Source organism: Pseudomonas sp. REST10 (assembly GCF_029542605.1).
Taxonomy (GTDB): Bacteria; Pseudomonadota; Gammaproteobacteria; order Pseudomonadales; family Pseudomonadaceae; genus Aquipseudomonas; species Aquipseudomonas khazarica.
The window spans coordinates 3748954-3773371 of record NZ_CP035677.1 but is presented as its reverse complement, the minus strand read 5'-3'; the positions used below and the strand labels follow the sequence as shown (position 1 = coordinate 3773371).

At 66.1% G+C, this 24418-nt stretch carries 24 protein-coding genes; 8 read left to right on the top strand and 16 right to left on the bottom strand.

Translation table 11 applies throughout. The annotated features are described in order from the left end of the window. Positions 1-51: 51 nt before the first annotated feature. Positions 52-1479 carry an exodeoxyribonuclease I gene (gene sbcB / locus EWH21_RS17765; RefSeq protein WP_277698959.1) on the top strand — a complete coding sequence of 476 codons (1428 nt, stop codon included), beginning with the start codon at positions 52-54 and terminating at the stop codon, positions 1477-1479. A 227-nt stretch (positions 1480-1706) separates the two neighbouring features. Here the strand turns inward: sbcB and mvaT are convergent, their stop codons facing one another. Then, entirely contained in the window at positions 1707-2081 is a 375-nt protein-coding gene (gene mvaT, locus EWH21_RS17760; protein ID WP_037049221.1) for a histone-like nucleoid-structuring protein MvaT, read from the bottom strand. A gap of 301 nt (positions 2082-2382) precedes the next feature. Between mvaT and purU the strand changes: the two genes are divergently transcribed. The 3 genes from purU to EWH21_RS17745 are packed head-to-tail and all read left to right on the top strand — an operon-like array spanning position 2383 to position 3883. Further along, positions 2383-3234 carry a formyltetrahydrofolate deformylase gene (gene purU / locus EWH21_RS17755; protein ID WP_037049214.1) on the top strand — a complete coding sequence of 284 codons (852 nt, stop codon included), beginning with the start codon at positions 2383-2385 and terminating at the stop codon, positions 3232-3234. Positions 3235-3279: 45 nt separating this feature from the next. Beyond that, entirely contained in the window at positions 3280-3726 is a 447-nt protein-coding gene (locus tag EWH21_RS17750) for a CBS domain-containing protein (RefSeq protein ID WP_037049210.1), read from the top strand. Continuing rightward, positions 3707-3883, top strand: a complete 177-nt coding sequence (locus tag EWH21_RS17745) for a hypothetical protein (protein ID WP_167494362.1) — start codon at positions 3707-3709, stop codon at positions 3881-3883. Before EWH21_RS17750 ends, EWH21_RS17745 begins: the two co-directional genes overlap by 20 nt. A 43-nt stretch (positions 3884-3926) precedes the next feature. Here EWH21_RS17745 and EWH21_RS17740 read toward each other — a convergent pair whose 3' ends face one another. Beyond that, positions 3927-5804 carry a methyl-accepting chemotaxis protein gene (locus EWH21_RS17740; RefSeq protein ID WP_277698958.1) on the bottom strand — a complete coding sequence of 626 codons (1878 nt, stop codon included), beginning with the start codon at positions 5802-5804 and terminating at the stop codon, positions 3927-3929. A gap of 156 nt (positions 5805-5960) precedes the next feature. Here EWH21_RS17740 and EWH21_RS17735 point away from each other — a divergent pair, with 156 nt between their 5' ends. After that, positions 5961-7436 (top strand): helicase HerA-like domain-containing protein, encoded by a 1476-nt coding sequence (locus EWH21_RS17735; RefSeq protein WP_277698957.1) that lies wholly within the window; start codon positions 5961-5963, stop codon positions 7434-7436. An 11-nt stretch (positions 7437-7447) separates the two neighbouring features. Here EWH21_RS17735 and EWH21_RS17730 read toward each other — a convergent pair whose 3' ends face one another. After that, a complete protein-coding gene (locus EWH21_RS17730; protein ID WP_037049204.1) occupies positions 7448-7669 on the bottom strand; it encodes a hypothetical protein in 222 nt (73 codons plus the stop codon). Positions 7670-7909: 240 nt separating this feature from the next. Beyond that, positions 7910-8785, bottom strand: coding sequence for an aldose 1-epimerase (locus EWH21_RS17725; RefSeq protein WP_277698956.1), 876 nt, complete (start codon positions 8783-8785; stop codon positions 7910-7912). Positions 8786-8885: 100 nt separating this feature from the next. Here EWH21_RS17725 and EWH21_RS17720 point away from each other — a divergent pair, with 100 nt between their 5' ends. Beyond that, complete coding sequence (locus EWH21_RS17720) at positions 8886-9641, top strand: FadR/GntR family transcriptional regulator (RefSeq protein WP_037049198.1); 756 nt, start codon at positions 8886-8888, stop codon at positions 9639-9641. Positions 9642-9677: 36 nt separating this feature from the next. On the opposite strand, the gene EWH21_RS17715 is transcribed toward EWH21_RS17720, so the two are convergent. The 6 genes from EWH21_RS17715 to EWH21_RS17690 all read right to left on the bottom strand — a co-directional run bounded on the left by EWH21_RS17715 (position 9678) and on the right by EWH21_RS17690 (position 15332). After that, on the bottom strand, positions 9678-10580 hold the full coding sequence (locus EWH21_RS17715) for a DMT family transporter (RefSeq protein ID WP_037049197.1): 903 nt from the start codon (positions 10578-10580) through the stop codon (positions 9678-9680). Between the two features lie 80 nt (positions 10581-10660). Next, positions 10661-11941 carry a TRAP transporter large permease gene (locus EWH21_RS17710; protein WP_037049195.1) on the bottom strand — a complete coding sequence of 427 codons (1281 nt, stop codon included), beginning with the start codon at positions 11939-11941 and terminating at the stop codon, positions 10661-10663. Next, the gene (locus EWH21_RS17705; RefSeq protein ID WP_037049193.1) at positions 11941-12468 is read right to left on the bottom strand and encodes a TRAP transporter small permease; all 528 of its coding nucleotides are present in this window, start codon (positions 12466-12468) and stop codon (positions 11941-11943) included. Before EWH21_RS17705 ends, EWH21_RS17710 begins: the two co-directional genes overlap by 1 nt. A gap of 56 nt (positions 12469-12524) precedes the next feature. Further along, a complete protein-coding gene (locus EWH21_RS17700; protein ID WP_152489356.1) occupies positions 12525-13499 on the bottom strand; it encodes a TRAP transporter substrate-binding protein in 975 nt (324 codons plus the stop codon). A gap of 78 nt (positions 13500-13577) precedes the next feature. After that, positions 13578-14453: an SMP-30/gluconolactonase/LRE family protein gene (locus EWH21_RS17695; RefSeq protein ID WP_277698955.1), complete on the bottom strand. Its 876-nt coding sequence runs from the start codon at positions 14451-14453 to the stop codon at positions 13578-13580. Between the two features lie 51 nt (positions 14454-14504). Beyond that, a complete protein-coding gene (locus tag EWH21_RS17690) occupies positions 14505-15332 on the bottom strand; it encodes an NAD(P)-dependent oxidoreductase (RefSeq protein WP_150606027.1) in 828 nt (275 codons plus the stop codon). A 160-nt stretch (positions 15333-15492) separates the two neighbouring features. On the opposite strand from EWH21_RS17690, the gene EWH21_RS17685 reads away from it, so the two are divergent. Then, positions 15493-15615 carry a hypothetical protein gene (locus tag EWH21_RS17685; protein ID WP_277698954.1) on the top strand — a complete coding sequence of 41 codons (123 nt, stop codon included), beginning with the start codon at positions 15493-15495 and terminating at the stop codon, positions 15613-15615. Between the two features lie 72 nt (positions 15616-15687). Further along, positions 15688-16713: a LacI family DNA-binding transcriptional regulator gene (locus EWH21_RS17680; protein WP_134677106.1), complete on the top strand. Its 1026-nt coding sequence runs from the start codon at positions 15688-15690 to the stop codon at positions 16711-16713. A 35-nt stretch (positions 16714-16748) separates the two neighbouring features. Here EWH21_RS17680 and EWH21_RS17675 read toward each other — a convergent pair whose 3' ends face one another. The 6 genes from EWH21_RS17675 to EWH21_RS17650 form a co-directional block, all read right to left on the bottom strand. Further along, a complete protein-coding gene (locus EWH21_RS17675) occupies positions 16749-17852 on the bottom strand; it encodes a DUF1513 domain-containing protein (RefSeq protein WP_277698953.1) in 1104 nt (367 codons plus the stop codon). Between the two features lie 2 nt (positions 17853-17854). Continuing rightward, positions 17855-18916, bottom strand: a complete 1062-nt coding sequence (locus tag EWH21_RS17670; RefSeq protein ID WP_037049179.1) for an imelysin family protein — start codon at positions 18914-18916, stop codon at positions 17855-17857. Positions 18917-19064: 148 nt separating this feature from the next. After that, a complete protein-coding gene (locus EWH21_RS17665; RefSeq protein WP_277698952.1) occupies positions 19065-20477 on the bottom strand; it encodes a di-heme oxidoredictase family protein in 1413 nt (470 codons plus the stop codon). A gap of 180 nt (positions 20478-20657) precedes the next feature. Next, a complete protein-coding gene (locus EWH21_RS17660; protein WP_277698951.1) occupies positions 20658-22619 on the bottom strand; it encodes a methyl-accepting chemotaxis protein in 1962 nt (653 codons plus the stop codon). Between the two features lie 265 nt (positions 22620-22884). Beyond that, on the bottom strand, positions 22885-23664 hold the full coding sequence (locus EWH21_RS17655; protein ID WP_037049171.1) for an IclR family transcriptional regulator: 780 nt from the start codon (positions 23662-23664) through the stop codon (positions 22885-22887). 76 nt (positions 23665-23740) lie between these two features. Beyond that, positions 23741-24418, bottom strand: a complete 678-nt coding sequence (locus EWH21_RS17650) for a sarcosine oxidase (RefSeq protein WP_152490137.1) — start codon at positions 24416-24418, stop codon at positions 23741-23743.

The window sequence follows — 24418 nt, the reverse complement described above, 5'->3', positions numbered from 1 at the left end:
CGGACGCGAATGGTAGACTCCCGACACATTTGCCTCGGAGGGAAGCCGCCCATGACTGCCAGCATCTTCTGGTACGACTACGAAACCACCGGGATCAATCCGCGTTGCGACCGCCCGTTGCAGGTGGCGGGCATTCGTACCGATGAAGCGCTCAACGAGATCGGCGAACCGCTGAACATCTACTGTCGGCCCAGCGATGACATCCTGCCGCATCCGGCGGCCTGTCTGGTCACCGGTATCGATCCGCAACGTCTGCAGCAGCTGGGGCTCGACGAGGGCGAGTTCATGACGCGGGTGCATGCCGCACTCGCGGCTCCGGGCACCTGTGGCGCCGGCTACAACAGCCTGCGCTTCGACGACGAGGTGACGCGCTACAGCCTCTACCGCAACTTCTTCGACCCCTATGCGCGGGAGTGGCAGGGAGGCAACAGCCGCTGGGACCTGATCGATCTGGTGCGTACCGCCTATGCGCTGCGCCCCGAGGGGATCGAGTGGCCGGAGGAGGCCGGGCGCGTATCGCTCAAGCTGGAGAGGCTGACCCAGGCCAACGGCATCGACCATGGCCAGGCCCACGACGCGCTCTCCGACGTGCGCGCGACCATCGGCCTGGCGCGTCTGCTGCGCGAGCGCCAGCCACGGCTGTATGACTTCCTGTACCAGTTGCGCAGCAAGCAGCGGGTGCTGGATCAGGTGCGCCTGTTGCAGCCGCTGGTGCATGTCTCCGGGCGTTTTTCCGCCGCGCGTCACTACCTGGCGCCGGTGCTGCCGCTGGCCTGGCACCCGCGCAACCGCAACGCGCTGATCGTCTGCGACCTGCAGGCCGACCCAGCACCCTTGCTCGAGCTGGACGCCGATACGCTGCGCGAGCGCCTGTACACGCGCCGTGAGGACCTGGCAGAGGGTGAGGCGCCGGTGCCCTTGAAGTTGTTGCACATCAACCGCTGTCCGGTGGTGGCGCCACTGTCGGTACTGCGTGAGTCGGACCGGCAGCGGCTGCAGCTGGACTGGTCCGCCTGCGAGCGTAACGTGCAGACATTGAAGGACGCACAGGCTTCCTGGCAGGCGAAACTTGCCGATGTCTATCGCGAAGAAGCCTTTGCCGGCAGTTCCGATCCTGAACAACAGCTGTACGATGGCTTCATTGGCGACCGTGATCGTCGTTTGTGCGAACAGGTGCGTAATGCAGCGCCCGAGGCACTGGCCAGCGATAAATGGCCATTCGACGATATACGCCTGCCGGAACTGCTGTTTCGTTATCGCGCGCGCAACTTCCCCGGCAGCCTGAGTTCCGCCGAACAGCAGCGTTGGCTGGAGTTCTGCAGGCAGCGTCTGAACGATCCACAATTCGGTGCCCCCAATACCCTGGCGCAGTTTTACGCCGCGCTCGAACAGCTGAGTCAAGATTGCAATGCGCAGCAACTGCAACTTCTGCAGCAGTGGCAGGCTCATGCGCAGGCGGTGCAGGCGCGCCTGGCGTGAGGCCATGCAAGTGCCTGAGAGCTGTTGAACCGGGGCGCCAGTTATCGGCTGGCAGCGGGGCGGTTTATTGCGCGGCGGTATACGCGGTGGCTGTGCCGGCGCTCATGTTGCGGGAACTTTTCGCCGGCCGGCGATAATTGCCTAAAGCTGTTTGCCCGGTCAGTTTCTACAAACAGGCGGCAATAAAAAACGCCAGCATGGCTGGCGTTTTGCGCTGCGGGAAAGCATCAACCCAGCAGGGTGGCCCAACCTTCCACGACGTCAGCGCCCCACTTGGCTTTCCACTCTTTCAGGGTCTTGTGGTTGCCGCCTTTGGTTTCGATCACTTCGCCGCTGTGCGGGTTCTTGTACTGCTTGACCTTGCGCGCACGCTTGGTGGCTACAGGTTTGGCCGCACGCGTGCTCTTGCCAACTTTGGCTTCCGGGTCGAGCAGGGCAATGATGTCGCGCAGCGACTTCTGGTATTCGCCCATCAGGGTGCGCAGCTTGCCTTCGAACTCCAGCTCTTTCTTCAGCTTGTCGTCTTGCGACATGTTCTTCAGGCGTTCTTGCAGCTCTTTGATGTTTTCTTCGATGTTGCGGTATTCGTTGATCAGCGACATGGGCATTACCTTGGCGTGAATTATCTGTAAGGGTCAACAGTGAGTGAATAATAGGCGTGCACTTATAGCAAGTAAACAGCGGGGGGTGAAATAACCGAGTTGTGCTGAAACTCCCCGTGTCGTCGCGCTTAGTTCAGTTTGCCTATTTCCGGAGTTTTCCAAGTTTCCCGCTCGGCAGTGCGCCGATTCTTGCGCGCTTGCAGCGCCTGTATTCAATGCGCCGTCAGCCGCGCCGCTACTGCAGTTTTTCAGGCTTGCCGTTAGAATGGCCGCCTTTTGCGCCGTCCTTGGGGTTTTAGTTATGCGTACCTTCAGATTGATCATTTCCTGCCCTGACCGCGTCGGCATCGTTGCCAAAGTCAGTAATTTCCTCGCGACCTACAACGGCTGGATTACCGAAGCGAGCCATCACTCCGATACGCAGAGTGGCTGGTTCTTCATGCGCCACGAGATTCGTGCCGACTCCCTGCCGTTCGACCTGGAGGGTTTCAAGCAGGCCTTCGCGCCCATCGCACGCGAGTTCTCCATGGAGTGGCGTGTCACCGATTCGGCGCAGAAGAAGCGCGTGGTGCTGATGGCCAGCCGCGAATCGCATTGCCTGGCCGACTTGCTGCACCGTTGGCACAGCAACGAACTGGATTGCGACATCCCCTGCGTGATCGCCAACCATGACGACCTGCGCAGCATGGTCGAGTGGCACGGTATTCCCTATTTCCATGTGCCGGTCGATGCCAAGGACAAGGCGCCGGCCTTCGCCGAGGTGGAGCGTCTGGTCAAGGAACATCAGGCCGACGTCATCGTCCTGGCGCGCTACATGCAGATCCTGCCGCCGGCACTGTGCACCGAGTACGCGCAGCGCGTGATCAACATCCACCACAGCTTCCTGCCGTCCTTCGTCGGCGCCAAGCCCTACCACCAGGCCTCGCTGCGTGGCGTGAAGCTGATCGGCGCGACGTCCCACTACGTGACCGAAGAACTGGATGCCGGGCCGATCATCGAGCAGGACGTCGTGCGCGTCAGCCACCGCGACGATATCGAGGAAATGGTGCGTCTGGGCAAGGACGTGGAGAAGATGGTGCTGTCGCGTGGGCTACGCTATCACTTGGAAGACCGAGTGCTGGTTCACGACAACAAGACGGTGGTTTTCGACTGATCTTGTCGCATGGGCCGGCCCGGTGCATGTCAGAGGAGAACGGCCATGCTCAAGTCCATCAAGGTTCGTGACTATATGACTCGGCGGCTGGTGACCTTCAGGTCGGATACCGATCTGTTCACCGCCATCAACCGGCTGCTGGAGCACCGTATTTCCGGGGCGCCGGTGGTCGATTCGCAAGGGCACCTGATCGGGCTGTTGTCGGAGAGCGACTGCCTGCGTGGCATCCTCTCCGGCGCCTATTACGAAGCCATCGGCGGCACCGTCAGCTCGTACATGACCACCCAGGTCGAGACGGTGACCCCCGAGGCGGACATCATCGAGTTGTCGGAGCGTTTCCTGCGCGGGCGGCGTCGGCGCATGCCGGTGATCGAGGACGGTCGCCTGGTCGGACAGATCAGCCGGCACGATGTGCTCAGGGCGGTCAAGGAATTCGCCCAGCATGAACGCGGTGCCGGCGAGGGGAGTGGCAATGAGCGATCCGTTGGATAAGGCCACGTCCAAGGCGCCGCCGACGCTCGGTGAAGGCTGCGTGCGGCGCTACGACCCGGATGCACTCGGCGACGAGGATGGCACCGATTTCCCCGACGCTGCGGAGCTCTGGCGGCAGCTGCAGGAGCAGCAGGAACGAACCCCCGGGCAGGAATGAAGAAAGGGCGCCACGGCGCCCTTTCTCATGAGCCGGATGTGCCTCAGATGCGGAAGCTGTCGACCAGGTGCTTGAGGCGCACAGCCTGCTGCTCCAGGTCGCCGCAGGCACGCAGGGTGGCCTGGAGGTTCTCCACGCCCTCCTGGTTGAGGGTGTTGATTTCGATGATGTCCATGTTCAGCGACTCTATCACCGAGGTCTGTTCTTCCGTGGCGGTGGCCACCGACTGGTTCATGCCATCGATCTCGCCGATGCGCGCGGTGACCGTGCCCAGCCGTTCGCCGGCCTGGTTGGCGATTTCCACGCTGTCTTCGCTGTAGCGCTGGCTCTCGGTCATGGTGGTGACCGATTCGCGTGAGCCGACCTGCAGCTCTTCGATCATCTTCTCGATCTCCTGCGCCGACTCCTGGGTGCGGTGCGCCAGGTTGCGCACCTCGTCCGCCACCACCGCGAAGCCGCGACCGGCCTCGCCTGCGCGCGCGGCCTCGATCGCCGCGTTGAGGGCGAGCAGGTTGGTCTGCTGGGAAATGCTCTTGATCACCTCGAGAATCTGGCCGATGTCCACGGTCTTGCTGTTGAGCATCTCGATCTTGGCGCAGGCATCGCTGATCTTGTCCGACAGCTCGCTCATCGAGCGGATCGCCTGTTGCACCACCTTGCCGCCGTCCTCGGCCTGGTGACGGGCATCGGACGCCTGGTTGGAGGCGTCCGCGGCGTTGCGCGCGATCTCCTGGGCGGCGGCGCCGAGCTGGTTGATCGCCGCCGCGACGCTGTTGGTGCGGCTGGCCTGTTCATCGGAGTTGGCCATCGACGAGTTGGAGGCATTGACCACCAGCTTGGCCACTTCGTTGACCTGCACGGTGGCCGACGACACCTCGCGGATCGACGAATGGATACGTTCGACGAAGCGGTTGAAGGAACTGGCCAGGGCACCGAATTCATCACCGGACTCGATGTCGAGGCGCTTGGTCAGGTCACCCTCGCCCTGGGCGATGTCCTCCATGGCCTTGCCCATGGTGATCAGCGGTCGCATCAGCACGCGAATGAGCAGGCCCAGCAGGCCGATGATCAGCACCACGGCGATGACCGTGACGATGATCGCCGAGGCACGGAACTCGGTGAGCATCGAGTAGGCCTTGGCCTTGTCCACGGACAGGCCGATGTGCCAGCTGACCGAGGGCAGCCCCTTGACCGGCGTGAAGGTCAGGATGCGCTCGCTGCCGTCCAGCGTGGCTTCGCTGAAGGCGTTGCTGATCACGGGGGTGTTCTGTGGATAGACGTCCTTGAGGTTCTTCATCACCAGGCTCTTGTCCGGGTGCACGAGAATCTCGCCGTCGGAGCTGACCAGGAAGGCATAGCCGATGCCGTCGAAGTCCAGCGCGTTGATGATGTCGACCAGGGTCTGCAGGCTCAGGTCGCCGCCCACCACGCCTGCCGACTGCGCTGGCGTGGCGATGGTGATGATCAGCTCGCTGGTCGCGGCATCGACGTAGGGCTCGGTCAGGGTGGTGCCGCCAGCGGCCTTGGCGTCCTTGTACCAGGGGCGCACGCGAGGGTCGTAGTCGGCGGGCATTTCCTCGTCGGGGCGCATGGTGAACTCGCCGTTCTCGGTGCCGAGGTAGGTGAAGGCGAAGGACGAGGTCAGGGCCTTCTGCTCCAGCAGCTTGGTCACGCGCTCGGGCGAGCTGTCGTTGCTGATCGACTGCGCGGCACTTTCCACCAGCAGGATGCGCCCGGACAGCCAGTTCTGGATGTTGCTGGCCGTGACGTCGCCCATCTCATGCAGGTAGTTTTCCAGGTCGTCGCGAATGGCGTTGCGCTGCAGGTAGTCGTTGTAGAGGGTGAACAGGGAAAAGGCGACGATCACCACCAACGACGCGGCGAGCAGGATCTTGTGGCTGAACTGCAGGTTTTTAGTCATATCGTCTTGCTTCCGGAGGCCTCTGGAACCAGTCTTGTATTCCACTGCGGCACAATGCGCTGCGCCGCGTAGCTGCCGTGGCACGTGCGCGCCGCTGTTGCTTTCAAGCCTGTATCGTCATAGTTGCAGTAAAGCTTTAACCCAGGGGATGGCAAGATGCCTTTGAATTCGCAGTTCGTATTGGGGGCGGGTAGCGACGGTCAGGCCGTCGGCCAGCCGTTGCGTCTGGCCAACCGTCACGGCCTGATTGCCGGGGCGACCGGTACCGGCAAGACCGTGACCTTGCAACGCTTGATCGAGACCTTCAGTGATGCCGGGGTGGCGGTGTTCGCCGCGGACGTCAAGGGTGACCTCTGCGGTCTCGGCGCCGCTGGCACGCCGCAGGGCAAGGTCGCCGAACGCATCGCCAGCATGCCGTGGCTGAATCACCAGCCGCAGGCGTACCCCGTGACCCTGTGGGATGTGCATGGTCGCAGCGGTCACCCGTTGCGCACCACGCTCAGCGAGATGGGCCCGCTGTTGCTGAGCGCCCTGCTGGAGCTGACCGACAGTCAGCAGGCCGCCCTGTATGCGGCGTTCAAGGTGGCGGATCGCGAAGGCCTGCTGCTGCTCGACATGAAGGACCTGAAGGCGCTGCTCGGCCATCTCAAGGACAACCCGGCGGTGCTCGGCGAGGATGCCGCGCTGTTCACCAGCACCTCGGCGCAGGCGCTGTTGCGCCGCCTGGCAAGCCTGGAACAGCAGGGCGCCGAAGCCCTGTTCGGCGAGCCGGCGCTGCAACTGGAGGATCTCCTGCATCCGGATCGTGACGGCCGTGGCCGCATCCATCTGCTCGATGCCAGCCGCCTGGTGCACGAGGCGCCGAAGGTCTACGCGACCTTCCTGCTCTGGCTGCTGGCCGAGCTGTTCGAGCAGTTGCCGGAACGGGGCGACGCCGACAAGCCGGTACTGGCGCTGTTCTTCGACGAAGCGCATCTGCTCTTCGAGGGCACGCCGAAGGCGTTGCAGGAGCGTCTGGAGCAGGTGGTGCGACTGATCCGCTCTAAAGGCGTCGGGGTGTATTTCGTCACCCAGTCGCCCAGCGACCTGCCCGATGACGTGCTGGCCCAGCTCGGCCTGCGTATCCAGCATGGTCTGCGGGCGTTCACCACCAAGGAACAGAAGGCGCTGCGCGCGGTTGCCGACGGCTTTCGCCCCAATCCGGCGTTCGACAGCCTGAGCGTGCTCACCGAACTGGGGATCGGCGAGGCGCTGGTCGGCACGCTGGAGGACAAGGGCACTCCGGCCATGGTGCAACGCGTGGCCATCGCGCCGCCGCAGTCACGCATCGGGCCGCTGAGCGAGGCCGAGCGCGCGGCGCTGGTGCGCCAGTCGCCGTTGGCAGGGCGCTACGACAAGCCCATCGACCGCGAGTCGGCCTACGAGCTGCTGACCGCCCGTGCCGAAGCGCGTCAGGAGGCGCCGGCCAAGACCGCGCAGAAGCCGCAGAAGGCCGAGCCCGGACTGGGCGACATGGCCGGCGAGCTGATTGGCAGTGCGATGAAGAGCGCGCTGCGCCAGGCCGCCAACCAGATTGGCCGGCAGCTGGTGCGTGGACTCATGGGGTCGCTGCTCGGCAGCAAGAAGCGCTGAGCGGAAGGGCGCTAGCCGGCGGCTTCGTCGGCGGCGTCCTGCTTGTCCTGGCGTTCCTTCTCGATCTTCTCGATTTCTTTGTCGAAGGCCTGGTCGAGCAGGCTGGGTTTCTTGCGCCAGGGTTTGCGGTCGGGGTCCGGTTGAGCGGCGTAGGTGATGACCTCACCGCCGTATACATCCTTGTAACGCTGCGCCTGGCGCTCTAGTTCTGCGCGCAGTTCGTCTTTCGTCACGGGGTTTACCTGTAGGTTCCTGATCGATCCAGATGACACGCGCAATACCAGGGCGATCAGTTTCGGCCTGGCGTGCATGGAAAGTTCGCGTCGACTGGCGGGGGAGCGTGCAATGCGGCATGACATGCCGGCATCGTTCTCCTGTCTCGGTTGTTACGAGTATCTGTAACTATTCGTCGAGAAAAGTTGCGTGGTGCAACGGAGGCGTATTATCGCCGACGTCCGATGAATGTCCAGTGATCAGTTGGTCAGCGCCTGGTAGTGCAGGGTGACAGTCAACCGGCAAGTTTGCCCGGGTTGCAGCAAGTGCAGCCCCGGACGCCCCGGCAGATGGTGGGCGTTGACCGGGTGGCTGACCGGCTCGAAACAGAAGAAGGGCTGGTCCTGCGGGCAGAACAATAGAAATACTTCCGTGCCCTGTGTTTCGCAGAGAAGTTGGTAGCCGCCATCGTGTTGAATGATTCGCGCGTGACCGGGCCACCCGCTGAAGGCATGGTCGACAACTTGCGCCGGTAATGCAGCGGGGGCGTCGAAGTTCCAGACTTCGGGCAACTCGATCCAGCGACTGGACAACTTGTTTTCATCACTTAACCAGACACCGCTGGCTTGCACCTGCAACTGTGTGTGGGCGTTGCGTGGCAGGTAGGGATGCAGGCCGAGGCCATACCAGGTGGGCTGGCTCCCCGCATGAGTGGCTTGCAGGCTCAGCTGCAGGCGCCCCGCATCGAGCCGCACCTGCAGGTCCGCGTGGTAGGGGAAGGGATGCTGGCTGTGCAGCTGCAGCCGGGCGCTGTCCGATGTCACGTTGACCACCTGCCAGGGCTGCTGCCAGGCACTGCCGTGTATGGGCAGTGCCTCATGCTCGGTATTGGCCACGAGCGCCTGCCAGCCAGCCGGGGTGTCGAAGCCACCGCCGCCGATGCGGTTGGACCATGGCAGCAACGGGTAGCAGGCCAGGCGTCTGGGATTGCCGGCGGCCAGCGCGAGGTCGTCGCTGTGGCGCAGCAGTGGGCGGCCATCGCTGCGCCGACTCCAGTTGACCAGGCTGGCGCCCAGCTCCGGGGCCAGGGTCAGCTGGGTGAGATCGTCGCCTAACGTCAGCAAGGTCGTCGCCATGTGCCGCCCCTGAGCCTGGATTTGTCGGGAATTCATAGTGTCATCGTACAACCGCTGGGCTATCATTGCCGCACAGTATCAAGTCGAGAGCTCATCCATCATGGAAATGCAGAACGCTCAACCTCGTGCTCGTCGCAAGCACCGCAGCCTGGCCCAGGAGCTGGTGGCGGAGCTGTCGCAGCGCATTCGTGACGGCCAGATCAAGCGTGGTGAGAAGTTGCCCACCGAGTCGGCCATCATGGAAGAACAGGGTGTCAGCCGTACCGTGGTACGCGAGGCCCTGTCGCGTCTGCAGGCCGCCGGGCTGGTGGAGACGCGCCACGGGATCGGCACCTTCGTGCTCGATACCCCCAGCGCCAGTGGTTTTCGTATCGACCCGGCGACCATCGTCACGCTGCGTGACGTGCTGGCCATTCTCGAGCTGCGCATCAGCCTCGAAGTGGAGTCCGCCGGGATGGCGGCGCAGCGGCGCAGCGATGCCCAGCTGAAAGCCATTCGCGAGGCGCTGGATGCCATCAACGAGAGCGTGGCACATGCCAGTGACGCGGTCTCCTCGGATTTCCAGTTCCACCTGAGCATCGCCGAGGCCACGGGCAACCGTTACTTCACCGATATCCTCAGCCACCTGGGGACCAGCATCATCCCGCGTACCCGGGTCAATTCCGCCAGCCTGGCGCGTGACGATCAGACCCACTACATGGCGCGCCTGGAGCGGGAGCACGAGCAGATCTTCGAGGCCATCGCCCGCCAGGATGCCGAGGCCGCGCGGGCGGCGATGCGCCTGCACCTGACCAACAGCCGTGAGCGCCTGCGGCAGGCGCACGAGGCGGCCGAGGCCGAAGCGCTGCACGGCTGATTCGGCGGCGATGCGCGTGCTGTCCATGCGCGTCGCCTAGCGGCGGTAGGCCAGGGCGATGATGCCGCCGACCACGATCAGGCCACCGAGCACCTGCAGGGCGCCGAGCAGCTGGCCGAGGATCAGCCAGCCGAACAGCATGCCGGCGACCGGCTCCATGTTCATCACCGGTGCATTACGCGCGATATCCAGGCGCGGCATGAGGATGAACAGCAGCGAGAACGCCGTTCCGTAGAGCGTCACCAGCACGCCCAGGGCGATCCAGCCGGCGAGTGCGTTGGGCAGGCCCACGCCACCGGGCAGGGCGCCGCTGGCGCCGACCATGGCCGAGAGGCTGAACACCACCGCCATGGTCAGCATGCTGCGGACCCGGCCGGGCATGGCCGAGAGGCGGTGCTCGGTGACCCACAGTGCCACGGCGAAGACGCCGGCGGCAGTCAGGCTGAACAGCACACCCTCGACCCAGCGCTCGTCGATGGCCCCCTGGCTGGCCAGGCGCGCCGGTACATCCAGCACCAGCATCAGGCCGATCAGGATCACGCCCATGATCACCGCGGCCCGGCGGGTTGGTGCCGGGCCGCCGAGTATCCAGGTCAGCAGGGCGAGCAGGATCGGCGACAGGTTGACCACCAGCAGGGCCAGGCCGACCGGAATGCGCGCCACCGCCGAATAGATGCAGAAGCTCTGCACCGCAATCAGCGTGCCCAGCAGCAGTTGCCAGCCCCAGGTCTCGCGCTTCAGGCGCAGCGAGTCGCGTTGCCAGAGCACCAGCGCACTGAGCACCAGCAGGGTCACCCCGGAGCGGCAGAGGATCGCCAGCAGCAGGCCGGCTTCATGGTCGAAGGCGATGCGTGCGGCGATGTGGTTGCCGGCGAACGAGCAGGCCAGCGTCGCGAGAATCAGGGCGGCGATGTGCCGGGGGAAGAGGGCGGCAGACATGGCGGAGCGAAATGTCCTCATACAGCAAGGAGCCGCCCGGAAGGCGGCTCGGGATGGATCGACGACCTGCGGCCGATGACTTACAGCACCACGCTGGGCAGCCAGAGGGAGATGGCAGGGATGTAGGTCACGGCCATCAGTACCGCGAACAGCGCGATGTAGAACGGCAGCAGGGCCTTCACGGTGTTCTCGATGCTGACCTTGCCGATGGCGGCACCGACGAAGAGTACCGCACCTACCGGTGGTGTGATCAGGCCGATCCCCAGATTGACCAGCATGATCATGCCGAAGTGCACCGGGTCGACGCCGAACGAGGTGACCACTGGCAGCAGGATCGGGGTGAGGATCAGGATCAGCGGGGCCATGTCCATCAGGGTGCCGAGCACCAGCAGCATGAAGTTCACGCACATCAGGATCACGTAGCGGTTGTCCGACAGGGTCAGGAACGCGGTGGTGATCTTCGACGGAATCTGCATCAGCGTCATGATGTAGCCGAAGCTGGCGGCGAAGGCGATGAGGATCATCACGATCGACAGCGTACGCACCGTGCGGTGCAGCATCTTCGGCAGCTCGCTCCACTTGTAGTCGCGGTAGATGAACATGGTCACGAAGAAGGCCCAGACCACCGCCACGGCTGCTGACTCGGTGGCGGTGAACACGCCGCTGAGAATGCCGCCGAGGATGATTACCATGGTCATCAGGCCCCACAGCGCTTCCACGCAGATCTGCAGCGCCTGGCGCAGCGGAATCACTTCGCCCTTGGGGTAATTGCGCTTTCTGGCGAACAGCAGGCAGAGCGTGGCCATGGTGGCGCTGAGCAGCAGGCCAGGGCCGATGCCGGCGACGAACAGCGCGGCGATCGACACCGTGCCACCGGCGGCCAGCGAGTAGATCACCGAGTTGTGGCTGGGCGGGGTCAGCAGCGCCTGCACCGAACCGGAGACGGTGACGGCGGTGGAGAACTCGCGCGGGTAGCCTTTCTTCTCCATTTCCGGGATCAGCACCGAACCGACCGAGGCGGTATCGGCGAGCGACGAGCCGGAGATGGCGCCGAAGAAAGTCGAGGCGGTGATGTTGACCAGCGACAGGCCGCCGCGGACGAAGCCCACCAGCACCCCGGCGAACGCCACCAGGCGCCGCGCCATGCCGCCTTCGGCCATGATCGCGCCGGCCAGGACGAAGAAGGGGATGGCCAGCAGGGAGAATTTGTTCACGCCGCCGGCGATCTGGATCATCACGGCGTGCAGCGGAATCTCGATCCACCAGGCGCCGATCAGGGTCGCCAGGCCAAGGGCGTAGGCGACCGGGACGCGCAGCAGGATCAGGGCGATGAAGCTGCCCAGCAGGATGGCTGCATCCATTACACGGACTCCTTGGAATCTTCGCAGTTCTCGTAATCGACGACGCGGCGCTTGTGCTGATCGCCGTAGAGCAGTTGTTCGATGACGAACAGCAGGGTGACGAAGCCGCCCAGCGGAATCGGCGCGTAGCTGATGCCGACGCGCATCCAGGTCAGCGTGCTGAGGTACTGATTCCAGGTGGCGACGCACAACTTGTAGCCCCAGATCAGCATGAACAGGCTGATGGCGCCCATGGCCAGGCGCACGAACAGGGTGAGAAAGGGTTGCGCCATGTCCGGCAGGCGATCGCTCAGCACCTGCACCGCCATGTGTGCGCCGGCACGGTAGCTGGCGGCGGCGCCGATGAAGGTGAACAACACCATCAGCAGGATGGCGACAGGCTCGGGCCAGCCGAGGCCCTGGCCGAGTGCGTAGCGGCTGAACACGCCCCAGGGGATGATCAGGGCCATGATCACGATCGCCAGTCCGGCGGTCGCGATACAGGCGCGGTAGATGGCGTCGTTGACGCCCAGAACCAGGTTTTTCATGAGACTTCACCGGTGACGCGACGTGGCCGGGGCGCACGTCGCGTGCTGCGCGTGGATTACTGAACGGCTTCGATGCGCTTGATCAGGTCGGCGAACTGCGCGCCGTACTTCTCACGGACCGGGGCGGTGGCGTCGTAGAACGGCTTGGTGTCGACCTCGATGTACTCGACGCCCTCGGCCTTGAGCTTCTCGTCGCTGGCCTTTTCCTTGGCGACCCACAGCTCGCGCTCTTCCAGCTGCGCTTCCTTGGCCAGCTTCTTGACCAGCGCCTGCTGCTCCGGTGTCAGCTTGTTCCAGGTGGTCTTGGACATCAGCAGCGGCTCGGGGAGGATCAGGTGGTGGGTCTGGGTGTAGTACTTGGCCGCGCGGAAGTGGTTGTGTTCGAGCAGAGTCGGCGAGTTGTTCTCGGCACCGTCGATCACGCCGCTCTGCAGGGCGCTGAAGATTTCCCCGGTGTCCATGGCGATGCCGTTGGCGCCCATGGCGTTGAGGGTGTCGATGAACAGCGGGTTGCCGATCACGCGGATCTTCATGCCCTTGAGGTCTTCCAGCTTGCGCACCGGCTTCTTGGTGTAGAGGCTGCGGCTGCCGGCTTCCATCCACGCCAGGCCGACCATGTTGAAGTCGGAGTTGGTGATGGCATCGAGGATTTCCTGGCCGATTTCGCCGTCGATCACCTTGCGCATGTGCTCGATGTCGCGGAACACGAAGGGCATGTTGAAGACGTTGGTGGCGGGGACGACCGGGCCGACCGAGCCGAGGCTGACGCGGGTCAGCTGCACGGCGCCGATCTGGGTCTGCTCGATCACTTCCTTCTCCGAGCCGAGTACGCCGCCAGCGAACATGCGCGACTTGATCTCGCCCGCGGTCGCTGCATCCAGCTTCTTGCCGAGGTTGTCCATGGCCACCACGGTCGGGTAGCCGGCCGGGTGGATTTCAGCGATCTTCAGGGTCATCTCGGCCTGGGCGAAGGTGGACAGGCCGAGAGCCAGAGGAAGTGTGGCGAGTAGCAACTTGCGTTTGAGGTTCATGCGGAAAGCTCCGTCTTGTTGTTGTTGGTGAACAGCAGCGCGAGACCGGTACCACGAGGTGGCCCGGGGTGAATCGGGTCAGGGGCGCAAGGCCGGTTCGGCCATGCCACGCACGCCAGGGCTCAGGGCGAACACACCGCCGGCCAGCGGCTGCTCGGAAACGTCGCCGGCGGGGCGGATCGAGGTGACGAACAGGGTGTCCAGCTGCGGCCCGCCGAAGGCGCACATGGCGGGTTTCTGCACCGGAACCGCGAGCGAGCGGTCCAGGCGGCTGTCGGGGGTGAAGCGATGGACCAGCCCGGCGTCGTTGCCGCAGATCCAGTAGCAACCGTCGACGTCCACCGCCGCGCCGTCCGGGCGGCCGGGGTGGCGCGTCATGTCGATGAACAGGCGGCGGTTGTGCGGCGTGCCGCTGTCCGTGTCGTAGTCGAAGGCCCAGACCGCCTGCACCGTCGGGTGCGAGTCGGACAGGTACATGATCCGGCCATCGGGGCTGAAGGCCAGGCCATTGGGCACGATGAGGTCGTCGAGCCGCTCCTGCAACTGGCCGTCGTAGCGATACAGCGCGCCGACGCGGGCACCGGCGGCCATGTCCAGCAGCATCGTGCCGGCCCAGAAACGTCCCTGGCGGTCGCAGCGACCGTCGTTGAAGCGCATCTGCGGGCGAGGGTGTTCGACGCGTGCCAGGCACTCGCTGCGGATGCCGCCATCGTCCTGCGGGCGCAGGTGGAAGAGGCCGCTCTGCATGCCGGCGAGCCAGCCACCGGACGGGTGCATGGCCAGGCAGGCGAGCATTTCATCGGCCTGCCAGCTCTGCGTCTGGCCATCGGCCACGGACCAGCGATGCAGCCGGCCTGCGGGAATGTCGACCCAGTACAGTGCCTGTTCCGCGGCGTTCCATACCGGGCTTTCTCCGGTCGCGTTGCGTGCGTCGACAATCAGTTCTGCTGACATGGCCGTGGTGTGCTCTGGTTGTTGTCGGGGCAGGAGCGGGGCGTGCGGGCGTCAGTCGTCGCCGAACGGGCCGGCGGCCACGAAGGCGCCGCCCTGGTAGATGCGCGCGGGGTCGTCGGCGGCTGGCAGCGGTTGCGCCTCGACCTTGTCGCGGAACACTTCGGAGCTGTCCCTGGCCTGGAAACCGAGGTGGGCGGCCAGGTGGTTGTCCCACCAGACGTCGCGATTGTCCGACATGCCGTAGACCACGGTATGGCCGACGTTGGCCGTGTACAGGCAGCGTTCGATCAGCTGGGTGAGGTCGTCATAGCTCAGCCAGGTGCTCATCATGCGGCGATTGGCCGGCTCGGGAAACGACGAGCCGATGCGGATGCTGACGGTCTCGATGCCATAGCGGTCGAAGTAGAAGCTGGCCATGTCCTCGCCATAGGACTTGGAGAGGCCGTAGTAGCCGTCCGGGCGCCGCGCCGAGCGGGCGTCGAGCCGTTCATCCTGCTGGTAGAAACCGATGACGTGGTTGGAGCTGGCGAACACCACGCGCTTCACGCCATGGCGGCGCGCCGCTTCGTAGATGTGGAACACGCCGCAGATGTTGGCGCCGAGAATTTCCTCGAAGGGGCGTTCGACCGAGACACCGCCGAAATGCAGGATGGCATCGACGCCTTCGACCAGGCGCTGGACCTCGGCCTTGTCGGCCAGGTCGCAGTGCACCACTTCTTCGTGCGGGCCGGCGGCGGGGGCCATCTCGCCGATGTCGGACAGGCGCAGGATGTTGGCGTAGGGGCGCAGGCGTTCACGCAGTACCTTGCCCAGTCCGCCAGCGGCGCCGGTCAGGAGAATGCGGTCGAAGGGGCGTAGCTCTGGGGACGTGCTGCTCATGCTGGGGTCTGGACTCTTGTTGTTGTTTTGTTGTCATACGTTGTCGTATGACATGGATCGATTATCAGCAGCACCCGATGCGCTGTCAACGTGATAATCGAGGCTTTTCCTCAGGCTTTGCTCTGCGCACGGGTATGCCTCTATAGTCGGCCTGGAACGGATGAAGCCGCATGCCATCTGCATTGCTGCCGTGTTCTGCGCATTCCAGGCGATGGCGCGAGGCCTGTTCCAGGTGTCGCACGGTGGCGTGGCGGATATCGGCCAGCGCTGGCCGTTCGACTAAAGTTGTATGATGACTTCGGCTCGGGGGAATGACGCGAGCCGGGGGTGAAACCGTGCATGATGGAGCCGTGAGATGAGCCGGAGACCTGCCGGGATACGCAGCAGCACAGCGCCCACGCTGATCGACGTGGCCAGGGTCGCAGGGGTATCGCCGATCACCGTGTCGCGCGCCCTGGGGCGGCCGGAGGTGGTTACCGATGCCACGCGCAAGCGGGTGCTGGAGGCGGTGCGGGCTACCGGCTACGTGCCCAACCTGGCGGCGGGCTCGCTGGCCTCCAGTCGCAGCCGGCTGGTGGCGATCTTCCTGCCGACCATCGCCAACTCGATCTTCGCCGACACCGTGCAGGCACTGACCGACCACCTGGCGGCGGCGGGCTACCAGACCCTGCTGGGGCTGACCGGCTACCGCCCGGAGCAGGAGGAGGCGCTGCTCGAGGCGGTGCTGGGGCGGCGCCCCGACGGCATCGTCCTGACCGGCACCGAGCACACCCAGGCCAGCCGCGAGCGCCTGGCGCGGGTCGGCATTCCGCTGGTCGAGGCATGGGACCTGTGCGAGCGGCCGCTGGACATGCTGGTCGGCTTCTCTCACGAGGCGGTTGGCCAGGCAGTGGCGACCTACCTGCTCGGCAAGGGCTACCGGCGTGTGTCGGTGGTGGGCATCGACGACCCGCGCGGCCTGCGCCGTTATCGCAGCCTGGTGGCGGCCCTGGAGGGACGCCTGGAGGCACCCGTCAGCGCGCAGCTGTTGCCGGCGCCGGCGACCCTGGCGGTCGGTCGCGAAGGCCTGGCGCGACTGCTGCAGGCTGGCGCGGCCGGGGAGGTGGTGGTGTGCAGTTCCGATACCCTGGCGCAGGGGGTGATGGCCGAGGCGGCCAGCCGTGGCTTGCGCGTGCCCGAGGACCTGGCGGTGATGGGCTTTGGTGACCTGTCCAGTGCGGCGCACACCCATCCGCCCCTGTCCACGGTACGGGTGGATGGGGCGCGCATCGGCCGTGCCATCGCCGAGGCCCTGCTGGCGCGCATTGCCGAGCCGGCCAGCGGACGCCAGCCGCTGCGCCTGGACGTGGGCTTCGAGCTCATCGAGCGCAGCAGTGCCTGAGCCTGCTGCGCATTGCCGACCGCTTGCTGCAGCGTCTAGCCCAGGCGCAGGTGGTTGTCCCAGAGCCCGGCCGGCAGGTCCAGGGCCTTGGCCACGATGCGCTCGCCGCGGCAGTCGTACAGGCGGCAGCGGCCCTGGCCCGAGGTCACGACGAAACCGTCGGCGACGGCGCCCACCCCGGCACAGTCCGGCAGCGGCACGTCCAGGCGCACCTCGGCGCTGTCCAGGTCCCAGACGAAGAAGCGATTGCCGCGCGGTGCGGTCATCGCCAGCAGGCGCAGGTCGTCATGGATCGCCAGGCTGGCGGTGTACTGGGTCATCATCGCCCGTTGCGCCTCGCCCAGCGGGAACGCCTGGAAGGCCTGGCCGGGACGCTTGATGGCGAGCAGCGGCACGGCGTCATGCAGGTCGCCCATGTACTGCTGGCCGCTGACCACGGTGCCGTCGCGGGCCACGGCAAGGTGGCGGACGCTGTTCTGCTGGTCGGCCAGCTTCTCCTGGCTGACCAGGCTGCCATCGCGGTGCATCAGCACCAGGCTGGAGTCCATGGCGTCGAGGTTCATCTCCACGCGGCTTTCCGCCTCGGTGCGGATGCCGCCGTTGGCGACCACCAGGGTCTCGCCGTCGGGCATCCACAGCAGCTGGTGAGGGCCCACGCCGTGGGTGCTGTGTTCGCCGCTGCGCTCGAGTCGTTCGCCGTTCAGGCGATAGACGCCCAGCACGCCGCGCCCTGGCTCCGTGGTGTCGTTCTCGGTGGCGTAGAGCCAGTCGCCGTCCTGGTGAAACACCGCGTGGCCGTTGTAGTGGCGGCCTTCGGCAGCGACCAGGGTCTGCAGCAGACGGCCGTCGCGGGTGTTGATCAGGTAGCTCTCGGTGCTCGGCCGGCGGCCGACGAACAGCGCCAGTGGCAGGCTCGGGTGCGGCACCACGTCGTGACAGCGCTCGGTCACGGCGGTGGCGAAGGCTTGCTGCCCATCGAGGTGATAGCCCACGGCATAGTGCTTGCCGTCGGCATCGTCGCGGGCCGACAGCAGCAGAGGCTGGCCGGACGGGCCGAACAGGGTCCAGCTGCCGAAGGCGCCGGCGGCGGCCAGGCTCGCCGCCACGGCGCCCAGGCCGAGGAAGGTTCTGCGTTGCATGCTCAGTCTCCGTCGTGGGCGTTGAAGCCGATCTGCACGCCCAGGGCCTTGGCCAGGTCGCTTTCCTGCAGGCGGTGCAGGCGGTTGAGGCTGTCGTACAGCTCGTTCAGGCTAGCGCGGCCGGCCTCGTCGGCGAGCAGTTCGCCCAGCGGGCGCTCCAGCGCGGCGAGGCGCTGACGGGTCTCCTGGTAGGCCGCGTCGATACGTTGGGCCAGCTCGGCCTGGTCATCGCCGAGCAGCGCCTGGATGCCGTCGCGATTGCCGCCATGCCACAGCAGTTCGGCGCTGGCCAGCGCCGCGCCGAGGTTGGCCAGGCTGGCGGTGCTGCGCCAGGCCTCGGCCTGGTACGGCTGGGGGATGCCCTTGGTCTGGCGGCCGAGCGGGGCGCCGAGCTTCTTCTTCAGGCCATCGATGCCGCTGATCTGCACGCGCAGCAGTTCGGCGATGGCCTCGTTGGCGTCGGCGTAGCGGTCGTTGGGGAAGGTCTTCAGCTGCTCGGCCATGCCCGACTTGCCCTGCCACTCGCCGACGATGTTGCCGGCCAGCTCCTGCTGGTGCACGCCGATCGCCTGCAGCAGCGCGCAGTAGCGGGTTTTCTGCTCGGGCTGAGACAGGTCCAGCTCGGGGTCGAAGAGGATGTACTCGTAGGCGGTCAGGCCCTGTACCACCACGCTGGCGTTCGCCAGGTCGTCCGGAGTCAGCTGCGGCTTGTTCTTCAGCAGGGCTTCGACCTGCCGTTGCACCAGGTTCTTCTTGTCCGGCCAGAACTGGATCTGCCAGGCGCGGTTGCCTTCGGCCAGCGGGCCGATCAGCAGCGGCTGCAAGCCGGCCCAGGCGCTCTGCGCGCCGAGAAAGGCCTGGCGGGCGGCCGTCAGGTCGGCGCTGCCGGCGCAGAACGCGGCGGAGCTGGTGGCCAGCTGGCGATCGGCTTCCTGCCAGCTGGTGTAGGCCGGCAGCAGTACGCCGTCGGCCAGCGCGGCGCTGACCTTGGCTTTGGGGTCCTGCTGGCCGCAGCCGACCAGGGCCAGGCCGAGCAGGGAGGCGATCAGGGTTTTGGGCAACATCGCAGGCTCCTTAGAGGGTGTTCACACGATCGACGAGCGAAGACGGGACGAAGCGGTTCGAGGATGCGCAGTTTACTGCGCCGAACACGCATACCGGGGGCAATTTCAAGGCCGTGTGGTCGAATGCAGGCATGTTGGCGGCGCTCTCCTAGAGGGAGTTGAGGAAGGCGAGCAGCGCGGCCCGCTCATCGCTGTCGAACTGCAGCACGCGCTGCCGGGCCGCCTCGGCCTCGCCGCCATGCCAGAGAATCGCCTCCAGCAGGTTGCGCGCGCGTCCATCATGCAGGAACTGGGTATGGCCGTTGACCGCCTCGGTCAGGCCGATGCCCCACAGCGGCGGGGTACGCCACTCGCGACCGCTGGCGAGAAATTCCTCGCGGCCATCGGCCAGGCCTTCGCCCATGTCGTGCAGCAGCAGGTCGGTATAGGGGCGGATCACCTGGTTGGCCAGCTCCGGCTCGGCGGCTTCGGCCGAGGTGGTGAAGCTCGGGGTATGGCATTTCTGGCAGCCGGCCTGGTGGAACAGGCTCTTGCCCTTGAGTACCTCGGGTGCATCGACATCGCGCCGCGCCGGCACGCCGAGGTTGCGGCTGTAGAACAGGACGCTGGCGAGGATGGTGTCGCTGACCTCCGGCTCACCGCCGTGCGCTGCGGCGAGGCAGTCGGCTTGCGCGGCGGTGCAGTTGTCGTGGGGGATCAGCGAACTGGTCAGGCCCATGTCGTTGGCGAAGGCATCCGCGTTCTGCTGGTTGAGGCTGGGCTGGCCGGCCTTCCAGCCGAAACGGCCCAGTGCGCTGCGCTGCTGCTGGCGATCCCAGACGCGGTTGGCGCGTCCGGAGATGCCATCGCCATCGGCGTCGTCCGGGTCGGCGGCGGCGAGGATGTCGGCTTCGGCGATGGCTTCGAGCAGGCCCAGGCCGATCATCGGCGGGGCGATGCGCACCGAGAACAGGGTATCCGGGTGCATGGCGCCGTAGCCCAGCTGGCTGATTTCCAGGCGCGGCTTGCGCAGTTCCACCTCGGTGCCGTCGGCGAAACTCACCGGCACGCTGCTGTAACTGACGCGCACCTTGCCCTCGGGCGCCACCCCGGGGTTGGCCATGTCCTGCAGCTGGGTGCCATAGGTCGGTTCGGCGATCACCCCCTGTTGCAGCAGGCGCTCGGCATCCTCCGGGCGCGCCGGCAGGGACAGGCGCACCAGCATCGACGCGGCGCTCAGCGCATCCGCCGCCGGGGGATGGCCGCGGCCGTCCTTGATGTGGCAGTTCTGGCAGGCGTTGGTGTTGAACAGCGGGCCCAGGCCGTCACGCGCGGTGGTGGTGGCGGGGGCCGTGACCCAGGGGTTGCGGAAGAAGCTGTTGCCCACCGAGAAGTCCAGGCGCCGGCTCGGCGCCAGGTTCGCCGATGGCAGGGAGAAGGCGTTGTGGTCGAACTTGCGCACGGTGGCCGCACCGGCGGACAGCGCTTCGCCGGGCTCCGCTGCGGTGAAGTTCGCGTGCTGTTCGCAAGCGATCAGGGGCAGGACCAGAAGAGGCAGCAAACAGCGCTGGAGCGGCGACATCGGGAGAGCTATCCGGGCGGGCAGGGGAACGGGGCGCCAAGATTAGCAGGCTAACGGAATTTAAATAAGATCAATTAGCGTTATCTGCCGGGGCAAAAGGTCGCGCGTCAGCGGCATGTGCCCGTTGCGGCGCGAGTGGCGCGCAAACGGGCACAACGCCAACGCCGTGCCCACGCGGGCTCAGCTGACCCGGAAGCGATTGATCTGTTGCTGCAGGTCGCTGCCCAGGCGCGCCAGGTCTACGCTGGCGGTGGAGGTCTCCTCGGTCGCGGCGGCCGATTGCTCGGCGATATCGCGGATATTGGCGATGCTCCGGTTGATCTCCTCGGCGACCGAACTCTGCTCCTCGGAGGCCGTGGCGATCTGCTGGTTCATCTGCTGGATGCGCGACACCGCTTCGTCGATCCGCGTCAGGGCGGTACCGGCGTGGCGCGCCGCCTCCACGGTCTCGCCAGCCATGCTGCGGCTCTGCGCCATGACGCTCACTGCGCTCTCGGCGCCGTTCTGCAGCGCGGCGACCAGTTGTTCGATCTGCTGGGTGGACTCCTGCGTGCGACGCGCCAGGGCGCGCACCTCGTCGGCGACCACGGCGAAGCCACGGCCCGCTTCGCCAGCGCGCGCGGCCTCGATGGCGGCGTTGAGTGCCAGCAGGTTGGTCTGCTCGGCGATGCTCTTGATCACGTCCAGCACCGTGCCGATGTTGGCGCTGTCGCCCTTGAGCCGGCCGATGGCCTCGGCGGAGGCCTCCACGGTGCTGGCCAGCTGTTCGATGCGGGTGATGGCCTGCTGCACCACCTTGTCTCCTTCGCGGGTCTGGTCTTCCGCGTCGCTGGCCGAGCTGGCGGCGTTCTCGGCGTTGTGCGCGACATCCTGCACGGTGGCCGCCATCTGGTTCATTGCGGTGGCGACCTGGTCGGTCTCCATGCGCTGCTGGGTGACGCCGGCGCTGGTCTGCTCGGTCACCGCCGAAAGCTCTTCCGCCGCCGTGGCGAGCTGGGTGATGCCCGCGCCGAGCTGGCCGATCAGGTCCCGCAGGCTCAGGGTCATGGCCTGCATGGCCTGCATCAACTGGCCCAGTTCGTCGCGGCGGTCGCTCTCGATATTGGTGGTCAGGTCGCCGCCGGCGACCTGCCGGGCGATGCCGACCACGCGCTGCAGCGGGGTGACGATGGCCTGGGTGATGAACAGTGCGCAGAGCACGCCGAGCACGAAGGCGATCGCGGCGGCGATCAGCAGGGTCTGCTTGGCGTGGCTGGAGTCGCTCGCCAGCAGCTCGCGCTGCAGCTTGAGCGACTGGCTCGACGCGGCCGTGACCTCGCGCGCGCGGGAGGTCATGTCTTCTTCGCTCTGGTCCAGCTCGCTCAGGTTGTTCTTCAACTGGGCGAAGTGGCTGCGGTAGGCAGCCAGTTGCTGCAGCGCCTCTTCCACCTCGGCGCGCGCGGCGTCGTCCTGCAGCGTATTGAGCAGTTGCCGGCTCTTGTCGTCGAGTGACTGGAAGTGGCCATCGAGGAGCTGTGCGTACTGGTCGTCGCGGCGCAGCAGGAAGTCCTTCTCGCGGCGCCGCGCTTCCAGCAGCTCGCGTGCCAGTTGGCTGGCCTGGTTGGCGCGGTCCAGGGTGTCGATGCTGCTCTGCGCGCCGCTCAGGCGGAACTGTTCGACGGCCAGCTGGCGCAGCTTGGCCTCCAGCTCGGTGAAGCGCTTGAGCGCTGCACGGGCGGACTCTTCCATGGCTTGCTGCGCCTCGCTGCTGGCCTTGCCGGCGGCCTGCAGTTGCGTCAGCTCGTCGCGGTAGCCGCTGGCGTCTTCCTGGATCTGGCGCATCAGCGCCTTGTTTTCCGGGCGTGCCAGCTCCGCTTCCTTCGCGGCGGCCTGCTCCTGTATCTGCTGCGACAGGCTCAGGGCCTGCTGCATGGCGGTTTGATCGTCGCGCAGCAGGTAGTTCTTTTCCTGCTGGCGCGCGCGCATCAGGTTGGCGTCGATCTCGCTGACGCCCAGCAGGCTGTCGATGCGATCGAGGGTGCTGTCCAGGCTGGTGTTGCCGATCCAGGCCGTGGCCAGGGTGATGAACAGGATCAGGCCGAAGCCGCCGAGCAGTTTTTTACGAACACTAAGGTCAAGAAGCATGCGAGTGACAGTTTTCATGACGATTCCCTGTGCTGTGTGGCGGCTGACAACCTCGAACTGGCCTGATGGATCGGCTGTGGCGAACGGGTCGTTGCCGCCGAGGGACGCCGGCAGGGTAAGGCGTGCCCCAGCGTCCATGCGGCTTGCTGCGTGTTCCTGCCAGGAAAGCAGCGCTGCCCTGTTCACAAGGCAGAATAGCAGGCGAAAGGGTGATGACAATTTGATGTCAGTTGCGCGAGGCGGGGGCCGCGCGGCGTTGCAGGCGGCTGCCTGAACGCCGGAGTCAGCGCCGGGGCGAGGCCCCCAGTTCGGCGGCGATCTCGTCGGCGCACTGCTGCAGGCTCTCGCGGTAGCGTTCGCGCGCCACCGGGCTGTCCATCACCGCCTCCGGGCCGGACAGGTTGATCGCCGCGACCACCTCGCCCCGGTGGTTGCGCACGGCGCAGGCGATGGCGGTGGAGTAGTCGGAGCGGTGCATGACCCAGCCACGCTCGCGGTCACGCTCGATCAGCTGCTGCAGTTCGGGCAGGGTCTTCGGCGCGGGCGGCGGGTAGTCGTCGAGGCGCACGTGCTGGTAGAGCTTGTCCAGCTCCATGGGCGTCAGCGCACACAGCAGCATGCGCCCCATGGCCGTGCAGTGGCAGGGGATGCGGGTGCCGATGGGGATGTTCACCGACAGCCGCTGGGCGGCGAAGGCGCGGCCGACGTAGAGGCTGTCGGTGTGCTCGCGGATGGACAGGTGGCAGGACAGCGAGGTGCGATCGCGCAGCGCATTGAGGTGCGGCATGGCGATGTCCACCAGGTCGCGGCTGGCCAGGTAGGCGAAGCCGTCGCAGAGCACCTGCGGGCCCAGCTCGTAGCTGTTCTTGCCGAGCTTGCGCAGGTAGCCCATGTCGGTGAGCGTGATGAGGATGCGGTAGATGGCCGAGACGCTGACGCCCAGGCGCTCGGCGATGGCGTTGCTGCTCAGGCTGCGCACCTCGGCGTTGAACATCTGCAGGATGCTCAGGCCGCGTTGCAGCGCCGGCACGCGGTAGTCCAGCTCGTCTTCGTGGATGCCCATGGCGTTGGCCTCCTGGAGGATGAAGCGCCATCCACCCTGCGCTCGGTCGTGGCCGCGCAGGGTGGATCACGTGGTGTCAGGGCAGGGCGTCGATGCCCACGGGGTGTCCATCGAATTCCTGCATGGCATCGAGCAGCGCGCCCCAGAAGTAATGCGCCGAGGCGCGGTCGCAGAGGATGTGCAGGCCAGGCAGTTCGCCCTGGGGCAGGTTGGCGACGATGACGTTGACCCGTGCCGCCGAGGTCTGCGCCACGCTGCCGGGGGGGAAAGCCTCGGCGCGCAGGTCGACGCCGCACAGCTTGGCCATCACCTCGCTGCCGTGGCGCCCGCTCAGCAGCAACCAGGCATGGCTGTCCTGGCGCGGCAGCAGGTAGTTGGGGCTGCCGTCGAACTGCCAGTCCTGCTCCTGCTGACGCACGCGCGCGCCGGCGTCGAGCAGGCTGCCCAGCAGCAGGTATTCATTTTGCGACAAGCGCAGCACGGCACTCCCGTCGGCCTGGGCGAGCGCCTGGTTGGGCGCGCCCGGCAGGACGAAGCCCTGCGCCTGCAGGCAGGCCGCGCTGGCGACGCCGCGAAACCCGACCCGTGGCAGATTGCTCAGGTCCAGCAGCGCGCAGCGGGCGGCGCTGGCGCGCTCGTCCTGGTCGCCATGCGCGGTGGCGATGCAGCTGTCGCCAATCCGGCCCAGGCGGGCCTCGGCGTGCAACCGGTAGAGCGGGCTGCGCTCGCTGAAGTGTTCGGCTCCGATGCTCAT